The sequence below is a fragment of the Ruegeria atlantica genome, from assembly GCF_013032505.1.
GTDB classification, from domain to species: Bacteria; Pseudomonadota; Alphaproteobacteria; order Rhodobacterales; family Rhodobacteraceae; genus Ruegeria; species Ruegeria atlantica_F.
This window is the reverse complement of sequence record NZ_WQCG01000005.1, coordinates 230,777-251,929: the sequence shown is the minus strand read 5'-3', so window position 1 is coordinate 251,929 and position 21,153 is coordinate 230,777. Positions and strand designations below refer to the sequence as shown.

The following is a 21,153-nucleotide window of genomic DNA, read 5'->3' as shown; positions in this document are numbered from 1 at the left end:
TCAGTCCTTTCTCTTCAGGTGGAGTTTGTGCAGGGCATCCATGAAGGCGCTGCCCGTCCCGGTGGCCCCGGCGGGCGCAGTTTGCGCGACCTTGTGCGTCTCGGATGCGTCGGCCGCCCTTGCGGCCTCGGTGAGGCCCGGGCTTTCGTGGGGGGTGCCCCGGTGCGGCAGGCCGATCACGTTGTCGGCCTCGGCCGCCGCCGCGTTCAGCACGTCCGCCATGGCACCTTGCGGGTTGTGAGTGGCCTTCAGGTTGCGGGCGCGTTCACGGGCCTCTTTGCGCCGTTTGCGCGCTTTGGCCTTTGCCGCGGCCGCCACCCGCTCCCGATCCTGGCCCAGCCGCAGCTCATCTTCGGCGATGCAGAGGAACACACCCCCTTCATCAAAGACGTAAATCAACCCCGCATCCGCCGGATCGAGCCGGACATTGACCCACTCGCCCATATGCCCGCCCAGCTCTGCCGCCCGATAAAGGCCGCGCCCCACGTGCAGGCCGGACTTTTGAACTTTGCGTCTGCCGCCCTGGCTGGCCGGTTCCGCCAGCAACGGATCAAGCGCGCGCGGGTCCGTGATCTGTCTCAGCGGCGCGGTCCAGCCGCATATCCGCACGAACGGGCTCTGCCCGGTCTGTGTATGGGTGCGACGATCGTAGATCGCCTCCAGCCAAGTATCGCATTTTTGCTGCAGCTCGGCGGCGCTGAGCGCGATGTTGAAAGTTTCCCGTTCCGTTTCTCCACGCCGCTGCGCCAGGGCTTTTCTCGCCTCAATTCGTTTGCGGTCCATCACGTCATGGCCTGTAAAGCCTGGCAGGTAAGCAAAGAGATCGCGGGTCATGGTGCCGAAGAAGCGCTCGATATGCGGCTTGGCCTCGGGCGTATAGGGCGGACAGATGTCATGAATGATGCCGATATCCGCCAGAACGCGGCGGAAATGGATCGAGACGTAATCGCTGCCACCATCGGTCTTGGCCATCTCCGGCACACCCCAGTCCAGCAGGCAGCGCCGCATCAGCGCACAGAGAGCGGTGGCCCGGCTGACCGGCACCACCAGCACCCTTGCGCGGCGTGGCCACACATCGATCGCACCCACGATCACATGGCGGCCATCGGTGCACATCACATCCGCCGGCGTGCTGTCGAGCTCCCAGAGCGCGTTCGGTGCCACCACGCCTTCCGAACGCGAGCCGAAGGCGGGCTGCCGGGTGTTCCTGTACCCATCCGGATCGGTTACGGCGCAGAGGTCATGATCATTGTTCGCGCGCCAGGCCTTCAACCAGCGCTGCACCGCGCGTAAGCTAGGCGGCTTGCCGTAACGCGCCTTCAGCACCCGTACCACATGGGAGGCCGTCAGATGAGGCCCATGCTCGTAGATCAGCGCCTCGACACAGTCGCGCATCTGGCCCTCGGTCAGCGGCCCGCAGCGACCGCGTCCGGGCCGGTCGGTGAGCACCGGGACCCGCGCCTCCGGAGGAAGCCCCTTGCAGGCCAGCCGCCAGCGGCGCACGGATACGGCCGCAACGCCGAAGTTCGCTGCCACCCGCGCATCCGCCTCGATCTGCGGCACGCCCGCCCGGCGAAGCCGCTCGGACTGTGCCACCGCATCGAGGCGCAGGCGGGTTGCAGGCCCTGGCGCTGCTGGTTCGGTCAGAGGTGCAGCATCGGACTTGCACGCGCCCTGCGCCGGCATTGCTTGGCGCGTGCGGGCGTCATGCAGGGGCGCTGCGGGGGAAGAATTCAGGGAGTAGAGGTGATCAAGGAACCGGTTCGTCATGGCGAGAACCCGGTGTTTTGCAGTTTCGGCGGTGCCTGGGCCGAATCGTGATGGTTATGCGCCGCGTAACCATTCGTGTCCTGTATCCGGGCACCTTTGCCGCGGTGCTCCAGCCAGGCGTGAATGCGGATCATCGCAGGCCGCTGCTTCTCGATAAAGTCAAAGATCAACTTCGAGACGCGTTTTTCGGCCGCCGCCGCTGCGTTGCCGTGCAGGGCCTGCAAAGCCCCGATACAGGCCGGAGATTCCACCCGGCTCACGCAACGCTCAACCAGCCTCAGGGCTTCCGCCAGATCGGCCTTGTTGGCGCGCTCAATATCGGCGACCACGTTACTGGCCTCTCCGGCGGCAACGCGGGCCTCCAGCTCCGCATTCACGGCCCGCAGCCGTTCGTTCTCGCGGCGCAGAGAAGCTTCCGATCTTGCAATCCGCGCCTCGTCACGCGTGCGGTCCCGCGACCAGCCCTGCAGCCCGGCCTGCACCAGCAACCGGTCCGCCTCGGTCGGTTCCAGCGCGGCCACGGCCTGATGATGCCCGAAGCTCAGACCTGCGTTGCGCCGGTCTGCCGGAAAACGGCGCGCAACATGCGCGCAAATCTTCACATAATCGTAGCCGCCGTCATAAGCGAGCTCAGCCAGCGCCAAGCTGAGATCTCCGTAAGCGCGATCCCAGCTGTTGGCCCAGTCCCCCATCGACCAGGCCGAACCGGTCTCCAGGGCCTGTGCCTCGCGCCTTTGGGCGATCGGTTCCCGCCCCGCCTCTATCCAGGCCGCCCGCTCGCGCTCGGAGCGGCTGCGTTCGTCGATCTCAATCATCACCGTCCTGCACGTTTGGTTTGCCTGTGTTCAGCGGCCCCGGCCGTCCGGCGGGTGGTGCCGATGAGAGGGTCTCCAGGAATTCACCTGCCGCTTCAGAATTACGTTTGGCCTGTTCTGAAAGTCGGCTCAGCCCAATCGAAAGGGCTTCAAACCCAATGGCCTGGCTCGCAAGAACCTCTGCCATGTGCGCAATCAAAATGTCCCGCGCGGCCAGGTCTTCCTGTGCCGCGCGGGCCTGCCCGGGGTTCTTCGCCTCACCCATTGGCTCGTTTCTCTCATCAGCCATCAGCTTGTCCTTCGTCCTGTGATGGCACGGGGCGCACCATCCGGTAGAGCCAGATCCGCTCGCCACGCGGGCTCACGCTTTGGCGGCAACTGATCCGCGCACCGTTATCCCTCAGCTCCGCAATGCAGGCATTGACCGCGCAGACACCCGCGCGCCGCACGATGTCCAGCGTCGAGTGCTCCGCACCGTCGGCGAGACAGGCATGCACACGCTGCAGGCGGGGGGAGCGGGAGAGCTTTGCCGCATGCATCAGGCAGCCCTCCCCAAATCAGCTGCGGCGGCGCAGGCCCGGACCACCTTGGGGGATGGTTCGACACCGGACCAGGCCGCCGCTACCATCGGCGCTGCCACACAACCGATGGAGGGAAAATGATGAAAGAAACCGACAGAGACCTGCTTGAATCCATTCTTGTCGCAGAAGTGCTTCTGCTTTCCCGGGAGATTGATCGAGAAAGATGCAAGCACGGCGTCACAAAAATTGGGGGCGACTACACACATGAAGCTATCACTCTCATTCGTCAGAAGAGGCCGACAGTGCTTCAAGCGCTTCGCGCTCCGCACTGAACTCGGCAGAAGTTGCATCAAAGACCGAGACCCAGAGAAGCAAGTCCCTGGCACGCTCAATGACCGCAACCGCCTGGGAGACGGAGAGGCCATGCAAGGTCGGCAGGATGTCGATAGCAAGCCGATCAACCCCGACCTTGCTCAGTTCCCGACGCCGGGCGTTACAGAGATCGCGGGTCATGGGTCTCTCTCCTCCTGAATGCGGCGCGGGGGACGATAAGGTCTTTAAAGCACGCTGAAGCGGCAGGTTCTCCTCGTGAAGATCCCTGGTAACGGTCTCCAGGACTATCCGCTGGAAATCGGGCTTGCCCTTCGCACTGCGTTGCGGGTCGTGTGTGGCCTCTTCGGTCATGAGTCTCTCCCCGGTTCAACCTGAAGGTGCCGCTCATTGCGCCTCTCCCGGCTTTGCGTTACCCGGCAGCCGCTCCATCACCTCCATGGCCCGGAAGGCGGCATAATCGCTTTCGTCAATCCAGTCGGCTGCGTTACGGATGCCATGCAGGATGGTCTTGTGGTTGCGGCCGCCAAGGGCCGCTCCGATCTCGTTCAGGCTCGCCTGCGTCAGCGCGGCCAGAAGCAGCATCGCCATGTTGCGGGCTTCTACGACACCTGGCCGTCTGTCCTTGTTACGCAGCGTGTCCGCGTCGTAATCAAAGACGGCTGCGGTCAGGCAGATGATGCGCGTCATCCGCCCAACAATCAGCTGCGGGGCCACGTCCGGATCTCCAAGCTCGGCAATCGCGGTGCGGGCTTCCAACCGGTAGGCGGGCACGTCACCGAACGGGCCCGGTTCAGATATTTTCAGGCGCGCCTCCAGCCGCTCCATCACTTTGTGTTTTTCCAGCGTGGCCGCCGCCAATACAGCCAGTCGCAGATGCCGGATCGCGTGGTGCGCCGCATCCGGACCACCGGCAGTCATGCAGGTGTTTGCAGCGCTCAGCGACCCGCGCAGCTGCCGGAAGCTCGCAAGCGCGGTCATGACATCACCCACACGGCAATCAGAAATCCGAAGAACACGGCCGCAGCCAGAAGCACTTGAGCCAGAAGCGCTTGCGTGCGGCGGAGCCCTTTTTCCAGATCGATCACCGAACGGCGCAGCTCCTGCACCGCCCCGGTCAGCGCCTCCACGCTCCTGGTGAGTTCAGCGATACGCTTATAGAGGGTGGTGTACGTGGCGCGCCTGTTGTCAGGCGTGTTCATAACGGGTTCCTCCTCAGTCGGGGGGACAGCGGTCCGGGGCGCAGACGCGATCTCCATCTTGTCCCAGAGCGCATCGGCCATGACCGCGACCAGGTTCATCCGGCCGGCATGCCCGGCGCGGCAATAGAGCGTTGTCATCTCCTTGCGGAACTGGCCCGGCGCGCGGGCCCGGGACAGGCTGTGCAGAACGCGCGCCTTCATGGCGGTTTCGGTTTCCGGGGATCGGGTCAGGGTCATGAGAACACCCACGCGGCCAGAAGACCGCCCCAGAGAAGCACAAAGATGCTGAGTGCCCCGATCACATCCCCCAGCCAATGGTCGTTCAGGGCGTGTACTGCGCGTATCAGGCTCTGCAAAAAGGTCCCGGCCCGCGCGGCTGGGTGGGTGGGTAAACCGGTGCGGGCCGGGGGCAGGTGTGCCGCGCCAGGGACAGTACAGCGCGGCAGGCAGGAACGGATACGGCGGTCCGCGCGGATATGCCGGGGACTGAGGATCATGCTCTTGTTCCTTTGCGGGATTTGAGGCCCGGGCATTCCGGGCGCATCACGCCGCCTGGACAGCCGCATTCGGGCCAGAGAGGGCAGTGAAATACAAAGGTGTCATCCGTGTTCGCAGCCGGGGCCGTCACAGCGCTTTGAGCCGGGCCGGGGATGGCGTGAGTGGTGGGCTTGAGACCCCCGGCCCGGCTACCGACGCGAGCGGTGTTGCGCCGGGTATCGGGTGCGGCCGCGTAGGTCACGCCGCGTCCTCCGCCTTGGAGGCATCCGCCGCCGCTAAAGCGGCAGGCGAATCGGGGGTCGGATCGGGGCGTGGGATGTCAGGCGGCCAGTCCAGATCCGACGGCCAGTGGTTGGAAAGCCACTGTATGACCCGATTAACTCGTCGAATGGTAATCCGGCCGGTTTTTAAACGATCTACAAGGTTTACGTCGCCAATTGAGTACCGGCCGACGCTGGCCACCGACAGTGACTTTGCATCTGCATATTTTTTGATTGAATCCAGAAGGTATTGCACAAACATGTGCAACTGTATTGCATATATTTGTGCAACTTTCAATATTTCATTGGACCGCCACCAAATTATTGCGCATATATGTGCAATGAGTGAGCGTTTGACCGGTACCGAGTTTCTTAAGTCGCTGATAAACAATGCGATAAAGAAAAAAAACATCTCTCTGCACAATGCGGAGGTGGGGCATGGTCTGCCCAGAGGATCAATACGTAACGTATTAGATGGTCACGATCCTAGATTTTCGCGCGCTGTTGAAATCTGCGAAGCGCTCGGTATTGAATTCCAGATTGGCCCGCCGCGCAGCGCTGCCGAAGGGGATGCGCCTGACGTATCGAGTCCAGGCGAATCCTCGAACGTCGTGCCACTGGAACGCGTACCCAAGTCCGTGTCTGACCTGTTGGGGCTACCTGAGGGCGTGAGCGCGGATGAGGTTTGGCGGGTAATGCAAGCGAAGATTCCCACACAGGGCATTGCCAACGCATCGTCCGCAGACGCGCTGGAACGCAGAATGGAACGTGCCTACAAGATCGAAACCAGAAACCTGCTTGACAGGTTGGACGAACTGGTAGTGCGCCTGCCTGCGCCAAAGCCACCGGAGGTGCGCAGGTTTAAGATGCGGGCTGTTGGCGGGCTGGACGGTGCATTGTTTAGGGACGCTGGCCTCGGAACTGCACTGATCGCGGCCGATGACGTTCCGTCCGATCTGGATCCCAGCCTTACGGTGGCGATACGTGCGGGTGGTTTGGCAATGGAACCCACAATTCAGAGCGACTATCTCCTAGTGCTAAATCTTGCCGCCACCCAGCCTCGGGAAGGCGCTATTTTTATGATAGTATCCGATAGCAACCTTGTCGTCAGACGGCTGCGCCGTAAGGCCGGGGCTTGGATCATGACCAACGATGGAAATGAAGAACAAGCGGGCTCGCTCGCGGACAACACTCGGATTGTGGGCCGCGTAGTCTGGTTTGGACCGGAGGGGGCGGTTGTGGTGGATGGGTAGGATGATGGGTAAGATAAAGGCTACAGCATCAGGATCATCCGAGGAAACGCCACACAACTGCCGTTCCTTGCATTTGTGCCATAATCTTTCGCAAATGACCGCAAAGCGCTAAAATCGGATTTTGCGTCCCATTTTAACAGCTACTTTTGGACTCTGAACGTGATCATTTTGCTGCGGTGCAGTTGCATCAACCAGACTTTGGCCCCGGCGAAGTTTACTGAATGATCTCAATAGTCAAATAGTTCTGCAATATCAGTGTAAGCTACATACGTGGGAGCTTCTACGTTTTCCAAACCAAAGGTATAGTAGTGTTTTCGAGCCGCCCGCCAGCCGCGTACCAGGCTGGGCACTCTGGACTCTGGCAGATCTCCTCCGCGCCACGCCTTTGCGTCCAGCCATTCACCAGTTGCCAACTGGGAGTTGGTGGGCGTAGGACAGTTTTTCCCGTATTTGGTACTCAGTACCCGATTACGATGTACCATTGCCCTTCGGACTATACTCAGCATCCAGCCATCAATCTTCCGCAATTCTTTGGGGTCATTGATCAAACAGTAAAAGCCCATGAGGCCTTTCATTTTACGAAGCATCTGCCCTTCGTAAATGAAGGCCCGCAATTCTTCCTCTGATAACCCACCGTACAAGGAGCGACGCATCTCGTATATTAGTCCCAACAAATCCCAATCGTACGCATGTGGTGCATTCGCAGCCCGGTTGGAGTTGAAGCCTGCGTCCAAATACTGCAGCAAATAGATATTAACCAAGCGCGATATTCGCGATTTGATCCGAGCCACTACTTTCTCAGGAACCCCAAGGCCCTCTTGGCCAAATCGATACCCCAAATAATCAAAATGCGGGCAACTACTAAGCTCCTGCTTGCCACCCGCAATAATGGTGATACCCGGTGATTTCTCTTCGTTGATTTTGAGGCCGCTATTCGAACAGTGATCATGGAAACAACGTTCCAAAAGTTGAGCCTGCTCATATGTGCGGCAAAGTGCGACGACATCATCAGCAAAGCGTACGAACTTGCCTGACTGAGCGGCCAATGCCGTGTCTAGTTCGTGATTTGCGACATTGGCGAGCAACAGAGATACAGACGAACCCTGAGGTGTTCCTTTGAACCGCCTTTTAAATCGGCCTTTGTGATAGTCTTGATAGTCGCAGTGGCTGTGGCGCAGAAACCTATCGAATATATGTCGCTCGTGTGGCGTCAGGCTGATTTTTCCAGCATCTTCCAATCGTTCTGTTAAGTATCTTGTTGGGATCAAATCGAAATACTTTTCAAAGTCGATTTGAACAGCGAACAACTTGCCGCCGGCATCAAAGTCCGTCAGCGCGAGAATTGCGTCAAAGACATTCTTGTCTGGGTGGTATGCGTAGGACGAGGGAGAAAGACGTTTTGTGTTTCGGTTTCGCGTTCGTTTGAGAACTACGTTTGCCAAAGCAGCATCTGGTATGGTGAACGCCATAATGCTGCGCTTTGACCCATCCGGCTTAGGTATTTGGTAATTTACAGCAGGAGTTGGTTCATATTGCCGAGTAAGCACTTTGTGCCAAATAGTCTTGGCCAAGAAATTCGCATTTCGAGCGCAGAACTTTGGGTCAAAGTGCCGGTGTGGAAAGGTTGTTCTTTTGGGCTTTGGAACACCCGCCGCTATCCCAGTGCGTTTCTCAAATCTTGCCCGATATTTTTGATCTGTTTTTTTTTGTCGCTCTGCCTTCGCAAAGGCTTTCTTAGACAAACGCTTAATTTCGGCTTTCAAAGCATTCTGCATTAAATCATCACCATTTCCACGCAGGTCGGTGGGGGAGCTAAGAGTCAGGGACTCCAATGAAACAAGTCCATCGTCACACCTTGCGGTGCGCCATCGACACCTTGAGCGTCCGGTAATTCGCCCGCCCCACCATCGGCTACTACGCCTCTTCTGGTTGAGTACCAGCGATTTCATGCAAAGGTCAATTGAAACATGCATCTACAACCGCTAACCAATAAAATGAATTGCTAGTCTTTTGGCTGTTGCAGTGTGACGAGAGCTTAGACAAACATTAAGATGTTCAAATGAATGTAAAATCTTTACCAAATAACCAATTTCACGCGCAGTTGAATGCCTATTCAACAATAGAGGAACCGGGTTATGCCTTGATGGTTGATGGGCCATGGGGGTGTGGCAAGACGCACGTGATACAAGAGTGGGCGAAAGAACGATCAGACTGTCTGTACGTAAGCCTTTACGGCGCAAAAAACGCGCCCGCGATTGAAGAGTGTTTGTTTCAAGCGTTACTCCAGCGCCCTGGATTTAGTATCCCTTCTGGATGGACAGATGCAGCCGAGGGGGTGCTTAATAAGTTTACCGGCGCGAATATCGACGTTACTGGGGCGTTCCGTAGAACAGTACTAAAAGCAACGCCAAGGATAATTATTTTCGACGATTTGGAACGCACTTGTATGCCGGCTCCGGAATTGCTGAGCGTCCTAAACCGATTTGTCGAACATGAGCCTCGCAACGTTATTTTGTTAGCCAACCAAGAGGAACTCAAAGGCGAAAATGACCGGGATTACAGCAGGTCGCGTGAAAAAGTCATTGGTCGCACTGTCTCGCTTTACGCAAACTCATCTGCTGCGCTCGAACAGATTTTTGGCAGTCTAGGCAACGACCCGGAGACACGAGAAGCGCTAGAATTTATGTGTGAGCACAAGGACTTGATTGAGTCAGTTTTCATTTCGTCTGAAACGCAAAATCTGAGGCTCTTGCGCTATGCGGTTTTTGATCTTGCGAGGTGCTTACAACAGATCCCAGATGATCTGCGATCCATCAAGTCGGGAATGAAAGACTTGGTAGCGACGTTTTTGGCACTATCGATCACCTATCAAAAGTCGCCCAATTTGGACTTAAATCTCTTGTGTAGCTATCCGGCTTACGTGAGAAGCCGGAACGATGCGCGAGGCTCAAGTGATCATGAGTCCTCGAACGTGGACGACGTCGAGGCGTTTAGGGCTCTGTTTAACAATCATCCACACGTATACGTGGACGGTTCACTAATTTCTGCTGAACTTGCGTCAGCTTGGATTTGCCGGGGGTTTGCATCCAGTGAATTGGTTGAAACGGTTTTGCGCGCCGCTCCGCAATTCCCGTCTGGAACAGAAGAGAGTTGGCAAACGTTGTATTGGTGGACAAAGTTCGGCGCCGAGGAAGTTGAGGCCGCATTGTTGGATGTTAGGCGAAAGATTGAAGAAAAAGAGTTTTTAGACCCTTTGGTGATATTGCACGTCGCAGGGTTGATGCTGGACCTTTCGGATCACAACGTAGGATTTGAAACTAAGTCAGATCTAGTTGAGCTCTTCAAAACCTACATTGCCGAAGCTGAAGATTCGAAACGTTTACCTGGTGATATCTCTAGACGAAAATTCTACGGACTGATTGACGGCGGAGCGGCCTATGGCTTGGGCTTTTACGCAATCAAGAGCACTGAGTTCAACGAGATTCTGATTGAACTTGTAGAGGCTCTGGACCGAATTTATTGGAGTTCAAATCCTGATCGAGCGTCGGAATTGTTCGAACTGGCCCAGACAAACATTCTCGGGTTCGTCAGCGCTATTGATGGTAAATTCGAAGCGCAGGGCGTTCCTGATTTTTCAAGCGATCCAATCCTTGTCGGCATGGACCCCAAGCTCGCGGCGGAAAAAATTTTCGGCTTGCCCCCCCAAAACGCCGACGCGGCCATCTCTTCCTTCAAAGACCGCTTAGAGCGTTTGGAGGGATTGGCAAAGGCGGGTGCATATGATGGGTTTGGCGAAAGAGGTTGGATGAGGGAATTTAAACGTTCTGCTGAAGAAATTGCACTAGCTGCTTCAGAAGTAAAAAGTGCTCAAATTCGATACCTACTTGAGCGAAACCTGAGCTTTCTGGGCGATTAGCGGCATCAATCAATTCTTGAGCACTTTGATGCCCCCCAAATTCTGAGAGCGAAGGTCTGAATCGCCTCCAATGCTGCCGAATGCACCCTCAGAGCCCAAGTATTGCGACTACGACCGCATCGGGCTCATTCGGCGAAACTGTTCCTGTGTTCAGTTGTGTCGCTGGAAATTGGTCAATCACACAAACCTGAACTTCACCGCTCACTCACCTCCAGAGATTAATAACTCTCGGACCCGCTTGCGCACCCTGGCGCTGGCAGTGTAGCTGGTTTCTACTTCCTCTATATCAGCCCATGCGAACATCTCCCGTATCTCGTAGCGATCGTTGATCGACAGAATGAAGCGCCCCTTGAGGCGCTTCAGCATTTCCGCCAGTCGCTCAAAATCACCACGCTCAAAGACGCCCTTGCCGTAATCGGCCTCGCAGCCCCAGTAAGGCGGGTCGAGATAGAACAGTGTTCCCGCGCCATCGTAGCGGGGTATGAATTCGGCATAATCCAGACATTCGATCACGACCCCTGCAAGGCGAGTGTGAAGGTCCTCCAGCATGGGCTCGAGCGTTGTCAAGTTGAACCGGCCGGGGCGATCTCTTGCGACACCGAAGGTCTGGCCTGAAACCTTGCCGCCGAAGGCCGTGCGCTGGAGATAGAGGAAGCGCGCGGCGCGTTCGAGATCGGTTAGGGTATCGGGATCGGTCTGAGCCAGGCGCAGGAATTCGTTTCGGGTGGTGATCTGGAAGCGCAGCATGTCCAAAAACTGCGGGTAATGACGCTGCAGGATCCGGAAGAGGTTGCTGATGTCGCAGCCGATGTCATTGATCACCTCCGCGCGCGGTCGCATCCTGCGGCGCAGAAAAACGCCACCCATGCCAACGAAGGCTTCCGCATATGTCGTGTGCGGAACGCTGTCGATGCGCGCCCTGATGCGCCGGGCGAGGTTTCTTTTGCCGCCCAGCCAGGGGGCAACAGGTCTGATCGGTTCGACGGGTTCCAATGGTGTTTCGAGACTCGACAAGGGGTCCGCCTCCCACAATCATGTCCCCGCCGTGTACACGGTGGCGGGACGGCCTGAACTGGCCGGTTCTGGTCGTGGGAGGTGTCACTCCCGGCTCGGGGTGTGCCCGCACCCCGGCCCCGTCTGGCCCTGATGGGCTCTCCGGCGGCTGCGAGAGCGGTTTAACACTGTGCGGAACCTCTATGGCAGCGGACCATGGTCCGAGGAAGTTCACTTTTTGAGCATCCGTCACTTATGGATGAAGAGTTTCAACCAAATAAATGGTTTCAGGGCCCAGCCGCAACAAAGCATACTCAGACTATGTCCAATAAGTGGCCATATTTGAATGTTCAGTTGCTTACACTCAGCTATTGCGCGTTTGCTTGCGCTCAACCAAAAGTAGAAAAGATATCTCTTCCGCCTCGACTTCTGAGATTGTTTGGATAAAGTGCTCGAAACAACAGGCCTATCAAATGAAATGTGGCCGAAGAGGAGCCACATGGTTGAATATCTCGAACTAACGATTGACGAACTTTTGCTTGATGAAGAGAATCCACGTCTCGGTGCAGTTGGTAGTCAATCTGAAGCGCTGGATGCTTTGCTGCGGCTAAATCAAAGCCATTTTCGTAACCTAATGCTTAGCATAAAACGCAATGGGCTTGATCCCGGCGACAACCTATACGTGATAGATAGTGAAGAACCAGAAGACTACGTTGTATTGGACGGGAACCGCCGCCTTGCTGCTTTGAAGGTCCTTGCTCGGCCTGATTTTCTAGATGGCACTGAGGCATCGGCCTCAACAAAAAAGTCTCTGTTGCGGGCGGCGGAATCCTTCGACAGGAACGAAGTTGAACCAATCCGGTGCGTGAGGTTTGACGACCGGGCGACCGCAGACGACTGGATATACCGTCGTCACACGGGCGATATGGATGGGGAAGGTCGTATTCAATGGGGACGGACCGAGATACAAAGATTCACCGGCGATAGGTCGGTGTTAGATATAATCGACTTCGTGGGGCGGAATGCAGAGTATACCGATGCGGAATGGGCGCAAACCAAGGCTACCATTGAAAGTAGAAAGTCGAGTAACATCGGTCGTCTGCTCGAGTCTGCGGCGGGCAAAAAGCACATTGGCATCTCCATCTCGAACAATGGCGACGGCAAGACACCGATGCTCTCAGCCGACCCGGAGTGGGCATTGGGTGTACTAAAGCGCATCATAGAAGACGTTAGGGATGGGGTGGTAGACTCCCGTAGCCATAACACTGCGTCCGAGATCGAAGATTACTTTAAGACTTTGCCGAAAGAGTTGCAGCCACCCAAGGGCAAGAGGCCAGCGGCCAAGGCATTCCGCGATATTAGTGTGAAAGCTCCCGGACCTGCTACTTCGACGACCACAACGAAAGCAAAGCCAAGAACAAAGGGCGCGCCGCGCACACGAGCAACGCTCGCTCCCAAGAAGCTGACGTTTCAACACCCGCCTTCTGAAAAGGGGAAGCAACTGCTGCGCGAAGCAACGCTGATTGACCCCAAAAAGTTGCCAGTTTCATCTGCGGCTGTTCTCCGGGCTTTCATTGAAATGGCTGTCGAAGACTACATTGCAAAAGTAGGTTTGCCGAAGATGGGGAAAACGAAGGACGGGAAGCCATTCGACCTGTCTCTGTCCCAAAAAGCCGAATCCGTTATCCAGCACATGACTAGGAATAAGGTGGCTTCCAGCAGTGATCTTCGCGAGTTCCGCAAAGGTGTCGCTGACAGCAAAGCGCCAGCTTCAATTCAATCCTTGCATGGCTTCGTCCACAGCAAGTATGCCATGCCCACACCCGAAGGGGTGCGCGCGGGTTGGGACTGTTGTGTTCCTGTGTTTGAGGCGACGTATGGCAAAGTTTGATGGAAGATGATCGACGAATTGGGTTGACGCAAACAGGACGATACTCGCCTCTGCGTTACCCGGGTGGAAAAGGTAAGATTGCTCGCTTTATGCGGTCAATCGTGCGTGAAAATGGATTGTCGGATGGCCGATACGTTGAAGCCTACGCAGGTGGAGCCGCGGTGGCTTGGGAATTGCTGATTACCGGGGTCGTTAGGCGCGTTACAATCAACGACATTAGCCGACCCGTTTATGCCTTCTGGGACAGCGTTCTAAACCGGACAGACGACCTTTGCCGCCTAATACAGGACCGGCCTGTGACAGTGGACGAATGGGACTACTCGAAAGACATATTCCGACGAGGTTCAGATGATAACCTCGAGATTGGATTTGCATTTTTCTTTTTGAACCGTACCAACAGGTCTGGAATTTTAAACGGCGGAATAATCGGCGGGCGCGATCAAACCGGCAATTGGAAGATTGATGCCCGCTACAACAAAACTGATTTGATCAGACGAATACAGAAGATCGCTGATTTACGGTCTCGAATCGAAATTACACAATTGGATGCGGTCGAGTTCTTTGAAACACAGGCATCTAAGTGGAACGACAAAACCCTCATTTATATTGACCCCCCATACTTTGAAAAAGGGCGATACCTGTACCACGACGCTTATGGCCAGGATGATCATCGCGTTGTCTCTGAGGCAATTTCAAAGCTGAACGGGGTCAAATGGATTGTGTCCTATGACGACGTCATGCCAATCCATAATCTCTACGAAGATTGGTATTGGCTTCAATACAGCCTGAGCTACAGCGCGCGGAACCGATTGCGTGGTCGTGAGGCAATGTTTTTCAGCGATGGGCTAACCGTGCCAGAAGTGCCAAAACCTCTTGTTGAAATCGATCGAGATCACATCGATAACCATCGAAATGTAGCTCAACGAAATTTTGCGAATATGGCGAACACTTGATATCAGCCGTGTAGAAATCACGGCACAATCCCAGCCCATCCGGGACAGGCTTCGACAAAATCGGCATAGCTTTCGGCGATATCCCGCTTCGTTTCAGCGGTATCGAAACGCGAGCGTGTGGACAGGCTTTCACCCCAAATGCGGCAGAGGGTGGCCTCAGTCGCGCCACCCGCTGTCTTCGTATTTGCGCAGCCGGCCAGGATCAGTGCGGTTGCGAGCCACACGATCCTCGATGTCGTCAGCATGTCTGAGGTCCTCCAGTTCGGAGCGGTTGTGCGCGTCCCGGGCGGCGTCGCGGCGCAGCCAGGCGAGGGAGATTGCGCCCGCGGCGACAAGCGCGGCCCAGAGGGCGGCGCGGGTAGGAATGAGGCGGGTGATACGCCCGAGCATCACCGGTCTCCGGCGGCCCATTTGTGCAGGCGTTCACGCAGGATCCAGAGGGCGGCCAGCGCCACAATGCTTGCCAGTGCCAGGGCGATGATCTGTGCGGTTCCGTCCAGCGCCGCGACGGCGGTGGTGGCCCCGGCCGCACTTGCGCCGATCTGGGTGGCGGAGGCGCGGATGGTGGTGGACTGGACCGGATTGGTCCGGGGCTTGCGCGCCCGGCGAATGGAAAGAAGACGTTCGGTGCTGTAGGCCTTGATGCTGACCGCATCGCCGTGATTGCCGCCGATGATCTCCAGCAGGCCGTCAGCGCGGATCTTGTGCAGGAACCCGGTATGGCCCTGCCAGCCATCGGGTTTGACCCGCCAGAACACGACAATGTCTCCAGGCATCGCATCGGCCGGATCGATCGGATCGCCCCATCTGTCGTAGCTCCGCGCGGTGAGCTTTCCGGTGCCCTGAAGCCCGCATTGGGCCAGCACGGCTCCGACAAAGGCGGCACACCAGGGGGTTTCATCATCGGCCATGGGCACGCCTGCGGCCTCGAACATAGCCAGAATGTCAGGGTTATGGCGCGCGCCGGGCCATTCCCTTGTGCCGACATGACCCAGCGCTGCGGCATGGAGCGCCGCGCTGATCGGGATGCTGGCTCGGGAGGTCGGGGACATGATGCAGGCTCCAGGGGAAAGACGGCCGCCCCGCCGCTGCAGCCGTCTTGTTGTGCTCGCGCCTGTCGGCGGGCGCGCTCCGGTCATGGGGGTATTGGCGCAACTCTAGCCGGTCCCGTGCATCCGGTGCAGCGGACCATGGTCCGCTGCCGGGGCGGATTGGAGCGGTCTAGTGTGATCGCATGAACATGATCGCCACATCCGGTGATCCGGGCCAGATCGCGTCGTCCGAGTTTTCGGCGCTGGACGGCTGGATCGATATTTTCCGAACCGGCACGCATCGCGATGCCCGGGGCCGGGAGATGACCTGGGGCGCGGAAGATCTGCGGCGTGTTGCGGAGGATTACGTGCGTGCAGATCCCGCGCCGGTGGTCAAAGGGCACCCGGAGACGGATGCGCCGGCCTATGGCTGGGTCGAGGCTTTGCGAGTGGCGGGTGACCGCCTTCAGGCGAAGCTGGCGCGGCTTGATCCGGCGTTTCGATCGGAGGTGGAGGCGGGCAGCTTCGGGCCGCGCTCAGTGGCCTTGCAGCCTCTGCCCGGCGCGGGTTGGCGGCTGAGGCACCTGGGATTTCTGGGCGGTGCGCGGGCCGCTGTTGACGGGCTGTCCCCCAGCCAGTTTGCCTGCGGTGCGGCCGATATTTTCTGTTTTTCCTCGGAGGATGAGATGAACACCCCTGTATTCACAAGCGTTCGGACGCAGCCTGCGGCCCATGTGGTTCAGAACCCGGGTCCGCAACCTGCCTCGGCCTACGCGGCAGCGGTTCAACCGGCGGCGCAACGCGCGCAACCGAATGCGCAACCCGCGCAACAGGTTGTGGCGTTGGTGCCAAACGCGGCACCCGCTGCCGACCCGGCAGCCCAGACCCCACAACAGTTTGCCACGCAGGATCCGTGCGTGACTGCGGCACAGCCCATGGCGATGGTGGGTGTGCAATGGCCGACCCCGGCACAGCCGGGTGCACAGCCCGCGCCCCAACCCGTCCAGGCCTTTGCCGCCGATCCCGGCCCGGCCCTGCCACCCAACGCGGCACAGGTGGACCAGGCGGCCGCACAGCAGACGCTTCAGCCCGGAACGGCCAATGCCTCGGAGGCGGTGCAGCTTGCCGCGGAACGGCAGGCGCTCTTTTCTGAACGCCAGGCCATTGCTGCCGAGCGCGTCGCACACCAGCAGATCGACCGGGAGCGCAGCGCGCAAGCCCGGGTTCAGGCCCATGTCACGGCGGGTCGGGTTACGCCTGGCGAAGCGCCAGCCTATGCGGCGCTCTTCTGCGCGCTCGATACGGCGGGCGGGCAGATGCCGATGGCGGGCGCGGATGGCCGTACGGTGCTGCAAACACCGTCCACCGTTCTGGATGCGTTGCTGGCGCAGTTGCCGCAGCGGGTGCCGCTTGGAGCCCCGCAACACACAGCGCAGGCGTTTTCCGCACCGGTGCCGGTACCGCCCGCACAGCCCGGTGCTCCGGCAGGCGATCCGCAGGTCGCGATGCAGACGGCGGCGGAACAGCTTGCCCGTGATGCGCGGGCGCTGATGGCAGCTGACAAGAGCGGCACGCTGGATCTTCCATCGGCGATTCAACGGGCCCGCGCAGGGGAGAAGGCGCAATGATGAACTACCTTCTGACCCGCAACTACAAGGCTTCCGGCGCGATCCCGGCGCGCCGACTGGTGCGGACGGGACCCAACGAGGGGGAAGTGCGGCTGGCCACGGCTGGCACACAGCGCCCGCTCGGGGCTTCGGCGGATGTGGATGTGGCCGATGGTGCGCCTTGTGACGTGCATCTGGTAGGCACCGCCCTTGTCGAGGCCCATGGCGCGATCAACGCCGGGGATTCTGTCACTGCCGCAGCTGAAGGCCGTGCCCAGACGGGCACGACCGCCAACCATTACTCGGCCGGGATCGCGCTGAGTTCTGCCACTGCCCGGAACGACGTCATCGAGGTGCTGCTGGCACCTGATCGCATCTGACTTTGAGGACTTAAGTCATGTTTCAGTTCACCCATCCAGATCCCGGCCTGATGATGCCGGCCGCCGCCGTGCTGGCTGCCTTTGCCGCACAACCCGGCGCACAGCCGGGCATGCATGAGACACATCCCGGCTTTGCGAACCTGCCGCCCGCCGCCTTTGCTGCCGCGCCGCTGGCCAGCCCCTATCCGGTGGATTTCCAGCGCACGGCATTGGCGATCGGATATTCCAACGAGGAATACATCGCCGATATGGTACTGCCGCGCCTGCCGGCGCTGAGCCGGAAGGAATATCGCTACACCGAATACCCCATCGGCGAGCATTACACGGTCCCTAACACACATATCGGGCGGCGTTCGGTGCCCGCGATGGTACATCTGAGCGCCTCCGAAGCGACCCGGTCGATCGAGGATTTCGGCCTTGATGATGCGATCCCGTTCGATGATGTGAACAATACGCCATCGACCACGGTCGCCCCCCTCGATCGCTCCAGCATGACGCTGACCGATCTGCTGATGATCGCGCGGGAGAAGCGGGTCGCGGATCTGGCTTTTGATGCCAACAGATACGGCGCGGCGAACAAGACGACCCTGTCGGGAACATCGCAATGGAGCCATGCCGACGGTACGCCGCTGCGCGATATCGTTGAGGCGAAAACATCCATGATCGTGAAGCCCACCGATCTCGCGATGGGCGAGGAGGTGTTCGGGAAGCTCCAGGTGCACCCGACGGTGCTCAAGGCCACCCATGCCAATGACGGCGACAGCGGCATTGCCTCGAAGCGGGCGATCGAGCAGGTGCTGGATCTGCGCGTCCATGTGGGTTCTGCGCGGATCAACAGCGCGCGTCCGGGCCAGGACGCGCGTCTGACGCGGCTCTGGGGCAAGCATGCGCTTCTTTATCGCTCCGATCCCAACGTGGACTACAAGGGCCCGCCCTCGCTCGGCTTCACCGCACCTTATCTCGGCAAGCAGACCATGACGGGATTCGATCCCCGGATCGGCGCGCGCGGCACTTTCGTGGTGCGCGTGGTGGACAGCTGCGACGAGGTGCTGGTGGCACCGATGGCGGGCTTCTTCTTCAAAAACGCCGTTGCCTGACGCGGGCGCGCAGCGCAGCCAAAAAGGAGAGCGCAAATGAGTAAATCCGAAACCCGTATCCTGCTGCGGACCAACCTCAAACATGACGGCGTGAGCCATGCTGCCCGGGACACCGTGGTGCTGCCGGAAGCGATCGCCGAAGCGCTGATCGCGGACGGGGATGCCGAACCTGTGGCAGATAAAGCGCCCCGCGCCACAGACACGGCCCCGGCCAATGCGCAGAACTCTGACCCCGCGCCTGACCGGGCGTCCCTGCTGGCTGCCGGGATTGCGGCGCTGGAGCCGGGCAATGCCGATCACTGGACGAATGCGGGCAAGCCGGAGGTCCGGGCACTGGCGGCGGCAACCAAGCTCGGAGATATCAGCGCCAAAGAGCGCGATTTGGCCTGGGCGGCATACCAAGCGTCCAGAGGCCCGGAGGGCGATGAAAGCGAGGATGCATGAGCTACGCGACGCGCCAGGATCTGGAGACGCGCTTCGAGTCTGAAGAGATCGCCTGCCTGGCGGGCAAGGATCCCGCGCGCCTGCCGACGGCGCTCGATGACGCCGCCGCCACGATCGATACGGCGCTGACGGCGGAATATGACCTGCCGGTACCAGCCTGCCCGATCCTGACGGTGATTGCCTGCGACCTGGCCCGTGCCCGGCTTTATGACGAGGATCCCCCCAAACAGGTCCTGCGCGCGGCGTCTGTGGCGCGCAGGACCCTGCGCGAGATCGGGGATGGCAGCCGGCCCCTGGTAACGGTGGACAAGGCGGTGGTTCCGCGCCGGGCGCAGCCCGGGACCACGGTGGTGCCACCAGCGGGGCCTGTTGCGTGTGCCTTGCGCTCCGGGGGCGGATCATGACGGGCGCGCGGGTCACCATGGAGTTTGACAATGAGGCGCTCAGCGGCGCGCTGGGACGGGCGGCGCAGGTGCTGGACAGTCCTGAGGTGCTGATGGACGAGATCGGCGCGGTGCTGGAGGCGGGCGTGCAGCACCGCTTCATTGATGCGGAAGACCCGGACGGCACGCCCTGGGTGGAGAGCCTGCGGGCGAGCCTGGGTGAGCGCGGTGGCAAGACGCTGAGCGATACCGGGCAGTTGCAACTGTCGATCACACGGGTGGTCTCGGAGAACGCGGTCGCGGTGGGTACCAACAAGATCCATGGCGCGATCCACCAGTTCGGCGGTGAGATCGTGGCCAAAAACGCACCGGCACTGGCCTTTACGCTGGCGGACGGAACGGCTGTTGTGACGAAGAAGGTGACCATGCCGGCCCGGCCCTTCCTGGGCGTGAGCGCGACCGATCGCGCCGATATCGCCGATCTGGTGGCGTTCAGGCTGCGGGAGGCGCTGACCCGGCGCGATGCAACATGAGCTGGGACACCGGGCATGCGGCGGTGGCCGCGATCGCGAAGCGACTGGAAGGCGCACCAGGGCTTGAGGGCTGTTTGGTGGGGGAGAGCCTCAGGGGCCTGTCCCGCAAACAGGGCCTGCCGCTGGTGACGGTGCTGGCGCTCCGGGAGGGTGCGGAAAAGCCGGTCAACCGGCAGACCGGCGCGGCCCGCGTGCTTTCGCGGATTGGCGTGCTGATCGCGGTGCCGGTGCGCAACGATCCGGGCGGGTCGAAGGCCCGGGCATCGTTGCAGCCGCTGCTGGATACCACGCGGGCAAAGCTTGCGGGCTGGTGTCCGGAGGGCGTGAAGGAGCCAATTGCCTGGCGCGAGGGGCATCTGATGGATCTGACCGCATCCCACGCGCTCTGGCAGGACGCCTACGAGTTCACCTGGTGGTCGGGCGCAAAACAGGCCGGAAAGGCTACAGGAACGGAGACGGGATCATGACCCTACAGAGAAGTACCCATGTCAACAACGTGGTGGTGGGGTCCGGGGAGCTCTATCTGATCGAGCCGGAAGGCGGCGAGCGCTATCTGGGCGACAGCGACTCGGCCTCGGTGACGGTGAGCACGGAATACATCACCGTCGAGAGCGGTGACGGGCCGGTGGCGCAGAGGCTGGTACACAAACCACGCAGCGTGACCCGGCGGATGGACCTGGCACTGCGCGACATCACGGCCGACAACCTCGCGCTTTACATCCTGGGAGACAGAAGCGCGGTCGCTGCGGCGACCGCGCAAGCGCAAGACGAGGTCATTGACAACGTGCGCACAGACGTCTGGTACCAGCTCGGTGTGAGTGTGGCGCGGCCCGAGGGCGTCTGGGGCATCAGCACAGAAGGTCTAACGGTCAAGACTAAAACAGCGGCGAACAACGCCAGGCCGACCGCCCTGAACAATACCCAAGGCAAGGACGACAAGTTCACGGTTGATGCAGAGGCCGGGCGCATCCGGTTCAATGCACTGCTCGAAAATGTGAAACAGGCCCTTGTCTCATACACCGCTGCCGCCCCCGCATTGACGCGCGCCGCTTCGACGGAGGCACGGGTGCGCGAGTTTGGCCTGCGCTATATCGAGGATGCGACCGTGGGCGTGGGCAAGCGCATTTTTGTGCCGCGCTGCACGGTGGGTCCCAACGGCCAGTTGGCGCTCAAGTCCCGCACCTCCGAACAGCAGCTGCCGCTTCAGGTGGATATTCTCAAACCGGCGACCGGCGAAGCGCTGGTGATATATGGCCCGGAGCCGGATCAGGAGTGA

At 59.5% G+C, this 21,153-nt stretch carries 26 protein-coding genes; 13 read left to right on the top strand and 13 right to left on the bottom strand.

The window, feature by feature from the left end:
* The 4 genes from GOW92_RS18515 to GOW92_RS18500 are packed head-to-tail and all read right to left on the bottom strand — an operon-like array spanning position 1 to position 3,124.
* The gene (locus GOW92_RS18515; RefSeq protein WP_170563091.1) at positions 1-1,770 is read right to left on the bottom strand and encodes a Mu transposase C-terminal domain-containing protein; all 1,770 of its coding nucleotides are present in this window, start codon (positions 1,768-1,770) and stop codon (positions 1-3) included.
* Complete coding sequence (locus GOW92_RS18510; RefSeq protein ID WP_170563088.1) at positions 1,767-2,585, bottom strand: hypothetical protein; 819 nt, start codon at positions 2,583-2,585, stop codon at positions 1,767-1,769. The genes GOW92_RS18515 and GOW92_RS18510 overlap by 4 nt, the downstream gene beginning before the upstream one ends.
* The gene (locus tag GOW92_RS18505) at positions 2,578-2,874 is read right to left on the bottom strand and encodes a hypothetical protein (protein ID WP_170563085.1); all 297 of its coding nucleotides are present in this window, start codon (positions 2,872-2,874) and stop codon (positions 2,578-2,580) included. Before GOW92_RS18505 ends, GOW92_RS18510 begins: the two co-directional genes overlap by 8 nt.
* Complete coding sequence (locus GOW92_RS18500) at positions 2,867-3,124, bottom strand: hypothetical protein (RefSeq protein ID WP_170562401.1); 258 nt, start codon at positions 3,122-3,124, stop codon at positions 2,867-2,869. The genes GOW92_RS18505 and GOW92_RS18500 overlap by 8 nt, the downstream gene beginning before the upstream one ends.
* Between GOW92_RS18500 and GOW92_RS25215 the strand changes: the two genes are divergently transcribed.
* Positions 3,119-3,247, top strand: a complete 129-nt coding sequence (locus GOW92_RS25215) for a hypothetical protein (RefSeq protein WP_302477315.1) — start codon at positions 3,119-3,121, stop codon at positions 3,245-3,247. The two genes, GOW92_RS18500 and GOW92_RS25215, sit on opposite strands and share 6 nt — an antisense overlap.
* Positions 3,248-3,385: 138 nt before the next feature.
* Here the strand turns inward: GOW92_RS25215 and GOW92_RS18495 are convergent, their stop codons facing one another.
* The 5 genes from GOW92_RS18495 to GOW92_RS18475 form a co-directional block, all read right to left on the bottom strand.
* Positions 3,386-3,790 carry a hypothetical protein gene (locus GOW92_RS18495; RefSeq protein ID WP_170563082.1) on the bottom strand — a complete coding sequence of 135 codons (405 nt, stop codon included), beginning with the start codon at positions 3,788-3,790 and terminating at the stop codon, positions 3,386-3,388.
* 33 nt (positions 3,791-3,823) lie between these two features.
* Complete coding sequence (locus GOW92_RS18490) at positions 3,824-4,417, bottom strand: helix-turn-helix domain-containing protein (protein ID WP_170563079.1); 594 nt, start codon at positions 4,415-4,417, stop codon at positions 3,824-3,826.
* Positions 4,414-4,875, bottom strand: coding sequence for a hypothetical protein (locus tag GOW92_RS18485; protein ID WP_170563076.1), 462 nt, complete (start codon positions 4,873-4,875; stop codon positions 4,414-4,416). The genes GOW92_RS18490 and GOW92_RS18485 overlap by 4 nt, the downstream gene beginning before the upstream one ends.
* Positions 4,872-5,135 (bottom strand): hypothetical protein, encoded by a 264-nt coding sequence (locus GOW92_RS18480; protein WP_170563073.1) that lies wholly within the window; start codon positions 5,133-5,135, stop codon positions 4,872-4,874. The genes GOW92_RS18485 and GOW92_RS18480 overlap by 4 nt, the downstream gene beginning before the upstream one ends.
* Positions 5,136-5,373: 238 nt before the next feature.
* The gene (locus GOW92_RS18475) at positions 5,374-5,658 is read right to left on the bottom strand and encodes a hypothetical protein (protein WP_170563070.1); all 285 of its coding nucleotides are present in this window, start codon (positions 5,656-5,658) and stop codon (positions 5,374-5,376) included.
* A gap of 79 nt (positions 5,659-5,737) precedes the next feature.
* Between GOW92_RS18475 and GOW92_RS18470 the strand changes: the two genes are divergently transcribed.
* On the top strand, positions 5,738-6,649 hold the full coding sequence (locus tag GOW92_RS18470; RefSeq protein WP_170563067.1) for a S24 family peptidase: 912 nt from the start codon (positions 5,738-5,740) through the stop codon (positions 6,647-6,649).
* A gap of 227 nt (positions 6,650-6,876) precedes the next feature.
* On the opposite strand, the gene GOW92_RS18465 is transcribed toward GOW92_RS18470, so the two are convergent.
* Complete coding sequence (locus GOW92_RS18465; RefSeq protein WP_170563063.1) at positions 6,877-8,481, bottom strand: reverse transcriptase domain-containing protein; 1,605 nt, start codon at positions 8,479-8,481, stop codon at positions 6,877-6,879.
* A 227-nt stretch (positions 8,482-8,708) separates the two neighbouring features.
* Here GOW92_RS18465 and GOW92_RS18460 point away from each other — a divergent pair, with 227 nt between their 5' ends.
* The gene (locus GOW92_RS18460; protein WP_170563060.1) at positions 8,709-10,565 is read left to right on the top strand and encodes a P-loop NTPase fold protein; all 1,857 of its coding nucleotides are present in this window, start codon (positions 8,709-8,711) and stop codon (positions 10,563-10,565) included.
* Positions 10,566-10,766: 201 nt separating this feature from the next.
* On the opposite strand, the gene GOW92_RS18455 is transcribed toward GOW92_RS18460, so the two are convergent.
* The gene (locus tag GOW92_RS18455) at positions 10,767-11,558 is read right to left on the bottom strand and encodes a DNA adenine methylase (RefSeq protein WP_217356567.1); all 792 of its coding nucleotides are present in this window, start codon (positions 11,556-11,558) and stop codon (positions 10,767-10,769) included.
* Positions 11,559-12,057: 499 nt separating this feature from the next.
* Here GOW92_RS18455 and GOW92_RS18450 point away from each other — a divergent pair, with 499 nt between their 5' ends.
* A complete protein-coding gene (locus tag GOW92_RS18450) occupies positions 12,058-13,449 on the top strand; it encodes a hypothetical protein (protein ID WP_170563054.1) in 1,392 nt (463 codons plus the stop codon).
* Positions 13,449-14,402: a DNA adenine methylase gene (locus tag GOW92_RS18445; protein WP_170563051.1), complete on the top strand. Its 954-nt coding sequence runs from the start codon at positions 13,449-13,451 to the stop codon at positions 14,400-14,402. The genes GOW92_RS18450 and GOW92_RS18445 overlap by 1 nt, the downstream gene beginning before the upstream one ends.
* Positions 14,403-14,419: 17 nt before the next feature.
* Here the strand turns inward: GOW92_RS18445 and GOW92_RS18440 are convergent, their stop codons facing one another.
* Both GOW92_RS18440 and GOW92_RS18435 read right to left on the bottom strand, forming a co-directional pair.
* Positions 14,420-14,647 carry a hypothetical protein gene (locus tag GOW92_RS18440; protein ID WP_254453081.1) on the bottom strand — a complete coding sequence of 76 codons (228 nt, stop codon included), beginning with the start codon at positions 14,645-14,647 and terminating at the stop codon, positions 14,420-14,422.
* A 144-nt stretch (positions 14,648-14,791) separates the two neighbouring features.
* Positions 14,792-15,454: a TIGR02594 family protein gene (locus tag GOW92_RS18435; protein ID WP_170563048.1), complete on the bottom strand. Its 663-nt coding sequence runs from the start codon at positions 15,452-15,454 to the stop codon at positions 14,792-14,794.
* A 347-nt stretch (positions 15,455-15,801) separates the two neighbouring features.
* Here GOW92_RS18435 and GOW92_RS18430 point away from each other — a divergent pair, with 347 nt between their 5' ends.
* Genes GOW92_RS18430 through GOW92_RS18395 form a run of 8 tightly spaced genes read left to right on the top strand, consistent with a single transcriptional unit; the run spans position 15,802 to position 21,153 of the window.
* Entirely contained in the window at positions 15,802-17,061 is a 1,260-nt protein-coding gene (locus GOW92_RS18430) for a hypothetical protein (RefSeq protein WP_170563044.1), read from the top strand.
* Positions 17,058-17,420: a DUF2190 family protein gene (locus GOW92_RS18425; protein ID WP_170563041.1), complete on the top strand. Its 363-nt coding sequence runs from the start codon at positions 17,058-17,060 to the stop codon at positions 17,418-17,420. Before GOW92_RS18430 ends, GOW92_RS18425 begins: the two co-directional genes overlap by 4 nt.
* A gap of 17 nt (positions 17,421-17,437) precedes the next feature.
* On the top strand, positions 17,438-18,517 hold the full coding sequence (locus tag GOW92_RS18420) for a capsid protein (RefSeq protein WP_170563038.1): 1,080 nt from the start codon (positions 17,438-17,440) through the stop codon (positions 18,515-18,517).
* 36 nt (positions 18,518-18,553) lie between these two features.
* A complete protein-coding gene (locus GOW92_RS18415) occupies positions 18,554-18,961 on the top strand; it encodes a hypothetical protein (protein WP_170563035.1) in 408 nt (135 codons plus the stop codon).
* Positions 18,958-19,365, top strand: a complete 408-nt coding sequence (locus GOW92_RS18410) for a phage protein Gp36 family protein (RefSeq protein ID WP_170563032.1) — start codon at positions 18,958-18,960, stop codon at positions 19,363-19,365. The genes GOW92_RS18415 and GOW92_RS18410 overlap by 4 nt, the downstream gene beginning before the upstream one ends.
* Positions 19,362-19,877, top strand: a complete 516-nt coding sequence (locus GOW92_RS18405) for a phage virion morphogenesis protein (RefSeq protein WP_170563029.1) — start codon at positions 19,362-19,364, stop codon at positions 19,875-19,877. Before GOW92_RS18410 ends, GOW92_RS18405 begins: the two co-directional genes overlap by 4 nt.
* Entirely contained in the window at positions 19,874-20,344 is a 471-nt protein-coding gene (locus GOW92_RS18400) for a phage tail terminator protein (protein ID WP_170563026.1), read from the top strand. The genes GOW92_RS18405 and GOW92_RS18400 overlap by 4 nt, the downstream gene beginning before the upstream one ends.
* The gene (locus tag GOW92_RS18395; protein ID WP_170563023.1) at positions 20,341-21,153 is read left to right on the top strand and encodes a hypothetical protein; all 813 of its coding nucleotides are present in this window, start codon (positions 20,341-20,343) and stop codon (positions 21,151-21,153) included. Before GOW92_RS18400 ends, GOW92_RS18395 begins: the two co-directional genes overlap by 4 nt.

Excerpts from the sequence above, each read along its gene's own strand:
- GOW92_RS18515 (WP_170563091.1), bottom strand. The coding sequence starts at position 1,770 with ATGACGAACCGGTTCCTTGATCACCTCTACTCCCTGAATTCTTCCCCC.
- GOW92_RS18510 (WP_170563088.1), bottom strand. The coding sequence starts at position 2,585 with ATGATTGAGATCGACGAACGCAGCCGCTCCGAGCGCGAGCGGGCGGCC.
- GOW92_RS18505 (WP_170563085.1), bottom strand. The coding sequence starts at position 2,874 with ATGGCTGATGAGAGAAACGAGCCAATGGGTGAGGCGAAGAACCCCGGG.
- GOW92_RS25215 (WP_302477315.1), top strand. The coding sequence starts at position 3,119 with ATGCATCAGGCAGCCCTCCCCAAATCAGCTGCGGCGGCGCAGGCCCGG.
- GOW92_RS18500 (WP_170562401.1), bottom strand. The coding sequence starts at position 3,124 with ATGCATGCGGCAAAGCTCTCCCGCTCCCCCCGCCTGCAGCGTGTGCAT.
- GOW92_RS18495 (WP_170563082.1), bottom strand. The coding sequence starts at position 3,790 with ATGACCGAAGAGGCCACACACGACCCGCAACGCAGTGCGAAGGGCAAG.
- GOW92_RS18490 (WP_170563079.1), bottom strand. The coding sequence starts at position 4,417 with ATGACCGCGCTTGCGAGCTTCCGGCAGCTGCGCGGGTCGCTGAGCGCT.
- GOW92_RS18485 (WP_170563076.1), bottom strand. The coding sequence starts at position 4,875 with ATGACCCTGACCCGATCCCCGGAAACCGAAACCGCCATGAAGGCGCGC.
- GOW92_RS18480 (WP_170563073.1), bottom strand. The coding sequence starts at position 5,135 with ATGATCCTCAGTCCCCGGCATATCCGCGCGGACCGCCGTATCCGTTCC.
- GOW92_RS18475 (WP_170563070.1), bottom strand. The coding sequence starts at position 5,658 with ATGTTTGTGCAATACCTTCTGGATTCAATCAAAAAATATGCAGATGCA.
- GOW92_RS18470 (WP_170563067.1), top strand. The coding sequence starts at position 5,738 with ATGAGTGAGCGTTTGACCGGTACCGAGTTTCTTAAGTCGCTGATAAAC.
- GOW92_RS18460 (WP_170563060.1), top strand. The coding sequence starts at position 8,709 with ATGAATGTAAAATCTTTACCAAATAACCAATTTCACGCGCAGTTGAAT.
- GOW92_RS18450 (WP_170563054.1), top strand. The coding sequence starts at position 12,058 with ATGGTTGAATATCTCGAACTAACGATTGACGAACTTTTGCTTGATGAA.
- GOW92_RS18445 (WP_170563051.1), top strand. The coding sequence starts at position 13,449 with ATGGAAGATGATCGACGAATTGGGTTGACGCAAACAGGACGATACTCG.
- GOW92_RS18440 (WP_254453081.1), bottom strand. The coding sequence starts at position 14,647 with ATGCTGACGACATCGAGGATCGTGTGGCTCGCAACCGCACTGATCCTG.
- GOW92_RS18435 (WP_170563048.1), bottom strand. The coding sequence starts at position 15,454 with ATGTCCCCGACCTCCCGAGCCAGCATCCCGATCAGCGCGGCGCTCCAT.
- GOW92_RS18425 (WP_170563041.1), top strand. The coding sequence starts at position 17,058 with ATGATGAACTACCTTCTGACCCGCAACTACAAGGCTTCCGGCGCGATC.
- GOW92_RS18420 (WP_170563038.1), top strand. The coding sequence starts at position 17,438 with ATGTTTCAGTTCACCCATCCAGATCCCGGCCTGATGATGCCGGCCGCC.
- GOW92_RS18415 (WP_170563035.1), top strand. The coding sequence starts at position 18,554 with ATGAGTAAATCCGAAACCCGTATCCTGCTGCGGACCAACCTCAAACAT.
- GOW92_RS18410 (WP_170563032.1), top strand. The coding sequence starts at position 18,958 with ATGAGCTACGCGACGCGCCAGGATCTGGAGACGCGCTTCGAGTCTGAA.
- GOW92_RS18405 (WP_170563029.1), top strand. The coding sequence starts at position 19,362 with ATGACGGGCGCGCGGGTCACCATGGAGTTTGACAATGAGGCGCTCAGC.
- GOW92_RS18400 (WP_170563026.1), top strand. The coding sequence starts at position 19,874 with ATGAGCTGGGACACCGGGCATGCGGCGGTGGCCGCGATCGCGAAGCGA.
- GOW92_RS18395 (WP_170563023.1), top strand. The coding sequence starts at position 20,341 with ATGACCCTACAGAGAAGTACCCATGTCAACAACGTGGTGGTGGGGTCC.